Below are 5515 nucleotides of genomic sequence, written 5' to 3' on the forward strand. Positions count from 1 at the left end.
CGGGCCCCGCCGCGCCCCGGGCGCCCGCCGCCCCCGGCGGACGGCCCGCCCGGCGTCTCCGCCATGTCCCCTCCCCCGGTGCGGATGCCTAAGGGCTACCCGGAGCGGACGGCCAGGACTCCCGGCGGAGTAACACTTTGCGGTCATTTGGAAACGCTCGGGCACCGCGGAGCACTCCGGGCAACACCCCCGGATATCCCACCCCAGAACGGCCGGAACCCCCGCGCGAAGCGGGGGCCCGGCCGAGAAGGAGGAGAGGGGAGGATCAGGCCTGGCCGGCCTTCTCCAGCGCCTCGCAGCAGGTGTTCACCAGCAGGCGCGTGACGTTGTAGGGGTCGATGTTGGCGTTCGGACGCCGATCCTCGATGTAGCCCTTCTTGTCCACCTGGACCTGCCACGGGATCCGGACGGACGCGCCGCGGTCGGACACGCCGTAGGTGTAGACGTTCCAGGGGGCCGTCTCGTGCTGGCCGGTCAGCCGCTCCTGGATGCCCGGGCCGTACCCGGCGATGTGCTCCTCGACCTTGCCCTCGGCGCCGAGCGCCTCGCAGGCGGTGATGATCGCGTCGTAGGACTCGCGCATCGACCTGGTGGAGAAGTTGGTGTGCGCGCCGGCGCCGTTCCAGTCGCCCTTGGCGGGCTTGGGGTCCAGGGTCGCGGCGACGTCGAAGTCCTCGGCGATGCGGTACAGCAGCCAGCGGGCGAGCCACAGGTGGTCGGAGACCTCCAGCGGGCCGGCCGGGCCGATCTGGAACTCCCACTGGCCGGGCATGACCTCGGCGTTGATGCCGGAGACCTTGATGCCCGCCTCCAGGCAGGCGTCCAGGTGGCGCTCCACGATGTCGCGGCCGAACACCTCGTCCGCGCCGACGCCGCAGTAGTACGGGCCCTGCGGGGCGGGGAAGCCGGTCTCGGGGAAGCCCAGCGGGCGGCCGGCCTGGAAGAAGGTGTACTCCTGCTCGATGCCGAACCAGGAGTCGTGGTCGGCGTACCGCTCGGCGACCGGACGGAGCTTGGCGCGGTTGTTGGTCGGGTGCGGCGTGCCGTCCACGAGGTACACCTCGCACAGCACCAGCTTGTTCTCGCCGCCCCGGATCGGGTCCGGTACGCACAGGACGGGCTTGAGGACGCAGTCGGAGTTGTCGCCGGGGGCCTGGTTGGTGCTGGAGCCGTCGAAGCCCCAGTCCGGGAGCTCGGCGCCGTCGGCGAGGATCCTGGTCTTGGACCGGAGCCTCGCGGTCGGCTCGGTGCCGTCGACCCAGATGTATTCGGCCTTGTAGCTCAACGTCTCCTCCATCCGGTGGCCCGGTGTTTCCGGACGAGAAGAGCGTCGCAACAGGGCATTTCGGACCTGTTGCCCGTTTGTGAACGGCATGTTAACCAGCATCTGACCTGGGAAAACGCCCGTGAGACCCTGCTCACACCGTCCCGCCGACCGGCGGATTCGACCCCTCCCCCGGACGCCGAGGGCCCCGCCTGCCGAAGGGAGGCGGGGCCCGGACGTGGAGGTGGGCGCGGCAGGTTTCGAACCTGCGGCCACCCGCTTGTAAGGCGGGTGCTCTACCCCTGAGCTACGCGCCCGAGCCGGGGGCGGACGCCCCGGCGACCGGGCAAGCGTACCCGGTCCGCAGGGGTTGACGCGAAACGGTTTCCCCCAGCCCAGCGCGGCCGGACGGGCCGGACGGGCGGTCCGTCCGGGCGGCCCGCTCACGAGGATTCCTTGACCGGCTCTGGGGCGTCCGGACAGGCCCCGCCGGGGAGATCGCCACCAAGGGGGCCGGACCGCGCGCACGTCCAGAGGAGGGGACACGCCCGAGATGACCACATCGGTTCCGCAGGCCCGTCCGGACGGGCTGGCCATGACCGGGGAGCAGTACGCGATCACCGCCGGGCCCTACCGGGCGGTGGTCACCGAGGTGGGCGCGGGCCTGCGGGTGCTCACCCACGACGGCGAGCCGCTCGTGCTCTCCCACGACGAGGACCGGGTGCCGCCCGCCGCGTTCGGCCAGCTGCTCGTCCCCTGGCCGAACCGCGTCGACCGGGGCCGCTACACCTGGGACGGCGAGGAGCACGTCCTGGCCGTGGACGAGCCGGAGTACGACTGCGCGATCCACGGCCTGGTCCGCTGGGCCTCCTGGCGGGAGGTCGAGCGCGCGCCCGACCGGGTCACGCTCGGGACGCGGCTGCTCGGCTCCCCCGGCTACCCGTTCCGGCTGGACGTCACGGCCGAGTACGCGCTGCACGAGGCGCACGGCCTGACGGTCACGGTGACGGCCGCCAACCACGGCCGCGGGGCCGCGCCGTACGGGCACGGCGCGCACCCCTACCTGTCGGTGGGCGAGCCCGTCGACGACTGCCTCGTCCAGATCCCCGGCGACCTGTACCTGCCGGTGGACGACCGGATGGTCCCGCACGGTCCGCCCCACCCGGTCGAGGGCACCGGGTACGACCTGCGGTCGGGACGGCGGCTGGGCTCGCTGCAGATCGACCGCGCCTTCACCGGACTGCACCGCGACGACACCGGTCGCGCCTGGGTGCACCTCGCCGGCACGAACCGCCGGACCTCGTTCTGGCTCGACCACACCCATCCCTGGCTGATGATCTACACCGCCGACACCGTCCCGCCGGAGTGGCGGCGGCAGGGCCTCGGCGTGGAGCCGATGACCTGCCCGCCGAACGCGTTCGCGACCGGGACCGACGTCGTCCGGCTGGAGCCCGGGGCCACCCACAGCGGCTCGTGGGGCATCCTCGCGGGCTGACCGCGCGGCCGTGCCCGTCCGGCGGCCCGCACGGCCCGTCCGCTCGACGAAGACGAACCAGGAGGAGGCACTTCCATGGAGAAGACCCCGCGCGCGGACGCGCTCGTGCTGTTCGGCGTCACCGGCGACCTGGCGCAGAAGATGATGTTCCCGGCGCTCTACCGGCTGACCGAGCGCGGCGTGCTGGACGTCCCGGTCGTCGGCGCCGCCTACTCCGACTGGGACGACGAGGCGCTGCGCAGCCACGCCCGGGCCTGGATCAACACCGCCGTCCCGGACTTCGACGAGAAGGTGTTCGCGAAGCTGGCGTCCCGGCTCAGCATCGTGACCGGCGACTTCCAGGACGGCGCGACGTTCTCCCGGCTGCGCGACCGGCTCCATGAGGTCACCGGCGGCGGCGGGTTCGTCAGCCACTACCTCGCCGTCCCGCCGTCGCTGTTCACCAAGGTCGCCGAGTCGCTGGCCGCCGAGGGCCTGAACCGCGGCGCGCGGCTGGTGGTGGAGAAGCCGTTCGGCCACGACCTGGCCAGCGCCCGCGCCCTGAACGACCGGCTGACCAGGTTCTTCGACGAGGAGCACCTGTTCCGGGTGGACCACTTCCTCGGGGACGTGGCGGTGGAGGGCATGAAGGCGGCCCGGTTCGCCAACGAACTGCTCGCCCCGCTCTGGAACCGCGACCACATCGCGAACGTCCAGATCCAGCTGCTGGAGGCGTTCGACGTCGCCGACCGCGGCTCGTTCTACGACGCGGTCGGCTGCCTCAAGGACGTCGTCCAGAACCACATGCTCCAGGTCTTCATGTTCCTGGCGATGGAGCCGCCCGCCAGCCCGGACCCCGAGGCCGAGCAGGACGAGAAGCACCGCGTGCTCCAGGCGACCCGTCCGATGGACCCGGCCGAGACCGTGCGCGGACAGTACCGGGGCTACCGGGACGTCGAGGGCGTGAAACCCGGCTCCAGGACCGAGACCTACTTCGCGACGCGCATGTGGGTGGACAACTGGCGCTGGCAGGGCGTCCCGTTCCTGCTCCGCAGCGGCAAGGCCGTCAGGACGACCTCCACCGAGGTGGTCGTGGAGCTCAAGACACCGCCCGTCACGCTCTACCCCGACCGGGAGGGGCGGCCCGCGCCCAACCTGATCCGCTTTCACATGGTGCCCGACGCCGCGATGACCGTGGAGATGGTGGTCAAGCAGCCGGAGAGCGGCCTGCCGTCGGAGCCGGTGCCGCTGCGCGTGGACTTCGCGGACGTCTACGGCAGGGTCGAGATGCCCTACGAGAACATCATCGAGGGCGCGATCACCGGCGACCAGACCTACTTCGCGTCCCTGGCCGTGGTGGAGGAGTGCTGGCGGATCGTCGAACCCGTCCTCGGGACCGCCGACGAGCCCGCGCCCTACGACCCCGGCTCATGGGGACCGGCGGACGCCGAGGCCCTGCCCGGGCCGCGCGGCTGGCACGACGTCACACCCCGCCCCCGCTGAGGACGGCCCGCCCCGGTAAGGACGGCCCGCCCCCGCTGAGGACGCCACACGCCGCACCGGTCACCGCGCGTCCGCGCCGTGACCGGTTCGATGCGAGTGCGTGCGATGCCGGAGAACGACGGTCAGGAGGCGTCCGGGTCGTCCTGCTCGGCGAGGAAGCGCTCGAACTGCGCGCCCAGCTCCTCGGCGGTGGGCATGTCCTGGCGCTCGGCGAGCAGCGACTCGCGCTCGGCGGCGCCCGCGAACGCGTCGTACTGCTGCTCCAGGGCGGTCACCACCTTCTCGACCTCGGCGTTCCCGGCGACCTGCTCGGCGATCTCGGCGTCGGTGTGCACGGCGGCCTCGCGCAGGGCGTCCGACGGCAGCACCAGGCCGGTGGCCGCGATGACCGCCTCCAGCGCGGCGACGGCCGCCGCCGGGTAGCCGGACTGGGCGAGGTAGTGCGGGACGTGCACGGCGAACCCGACCGCGTCGTGGCCGTGCTCGCCGAGCCGGTACTCCAGCAGCGCGGCGGCGCTGCCGGGCACCTGCACCTTGTCGAACCAGGACGTCTTGGTGATCAGCTCCGGCCGGGTGGCGTGCGAGGTCAGGCCGACCGGGCGGGTGTGCGGCACGCCCATCGGGATGCCGTGGAACCCCACGGTCAGCGCCACACCGAGCCGCGACACCAGCGAGCGGACGGCCGCGGCGAACCCCTCCCACTGCCGGTCCGGCTCGGGGCCGGTGAGCATCAGGAACGGCGTCCCCACCTCGTCCCGGAGCAGCCGGACGACCAGCTCGGGCGCCTCGTAGCCGGACCAGTGGTCGCGGTCGAAGGTCATCATCGGGCGGCGGGCCCGGAAGTCGAGCAGCGCGTCGACGTCGAACCGGGCGACGACGCGGCCGTCCAGGGAGCCGAGGAGGTGATCGCGGACGAGCTGGCCCGCCTGTCCCGCGTCCACGAAGCCGTCGAGGCTGTGCAGCAGGACCGGCCCGGTCATCTCGGGCAGGTCCGCGTCCAGCTCGTACAGGTCCTCAGGGTTCAGCAACGTCTCCCCCACATCTTCCTGTCGGTCGTCCCAACACTAGGACATAGGGGACCCCATCCCGTCGCGCGATGTGATCGTCATCGCATCTCGAGCCGGACCGTTACCCACGGCGCGGCGGTCCTGCGCCGAACGGCCGGATCGCCGCGCCGGACGGAACAGACCCCGCGCCGGACGGAACACACCTCGCGCCGGGCGGAACAGATCGGGCGGAAAAGATCCGGCGCCGGACGGGCCGAGGGAACGGCC

At 72.4% G+C, this 5515-nt stretch carries 4 protein-coding genes and 1 tRNA gene; 2 read left to right on the forward strand and 3 right to left on the reverse strand.

Features of this window, described 5'->3' with window-relative positions:
* Positions 1-265 precede the first annotated feature (265 nt).
* Together glnII and DZF91_RS28975 are read right to left on the reverse strand one after the other, a co-directional pair.
* On the reverse strand, positions 266-1297 hold the full coding sequence (glnII, locus tag DZF91_RS28970; protein ID WP_235834638.1) for a glutamine synthetase GlnII: 1032 nt from the start codon (positions 1295-1297) through the stop codon (positions 266-268).
* 212 nt (positions 1298-1509) lie between these two features.
* Positions 1510-1581, reverse strand: a tRNA-Val gene (locus DZF91_RS28975).
* Positions 1582-1817: 236 nt separating this feature from the next.
* Here DZF91_RS28975 and DZF91_RS28980 point away from each other — a divergent pair.
* Both DZF91_RS28980 and zwf read left to right on the forward strand, forming a co-directional pair.
* The gene (locus tag DZF91_RS28980; RefSeq protein ID WP_235834639.1) at positions 1818-2759 is read left to right on the forward strand and encodes an aldose 1-epimerase family protein; all 942 of its coding nucleotides are present in this window, start codon (positions 1818-1820) and stop codon (positions 2757-2759) included.
* A gap of 75 nt (positions 2760-2834) precedes the next feature.
* Positions 2835-4241, forward strand: a complete 1407-nt coding sequence (gene zwf / locus DZF91_RS28985) for a glucose-6-phosphate dehydrogenase (RefSeq protein WP_117360294.1) — start codon at positions 2835-2837, stop codon at positions 4239-4241.
* A 122-nt stretch (positions 4242-4363) separates the two neighbouring features.
* Here the strand turns inward: zwf and DZF91_RS28990 are convergent, their stop codons facing one another.
* The gene (locus DZF91_RS28990; protein ID WP_199486960.1) at positions 4364-5269 is read right to left on the reverse strand and encodes a proteasome assembly chaperone family protein; all 906 of its coding nucleotides are present in this window, start codon (positions 5267-5269) and stop codon (positions 4364-4366) included.
* Between the last annotated feature and the right edge of the window lie 246 nt (positions 5270-5515).

This window comes from Actinomadura logoneensis (assembly GCF_003428695.1).
In the GTDB taxonomy this organism is placed as follows: domain Bacteria; phylum Actinomycetota; class Actinomycetes; order Streptosporangiales; family Streptosporangiaceae; genus Spirillospora; species Spirillospora logoneensis.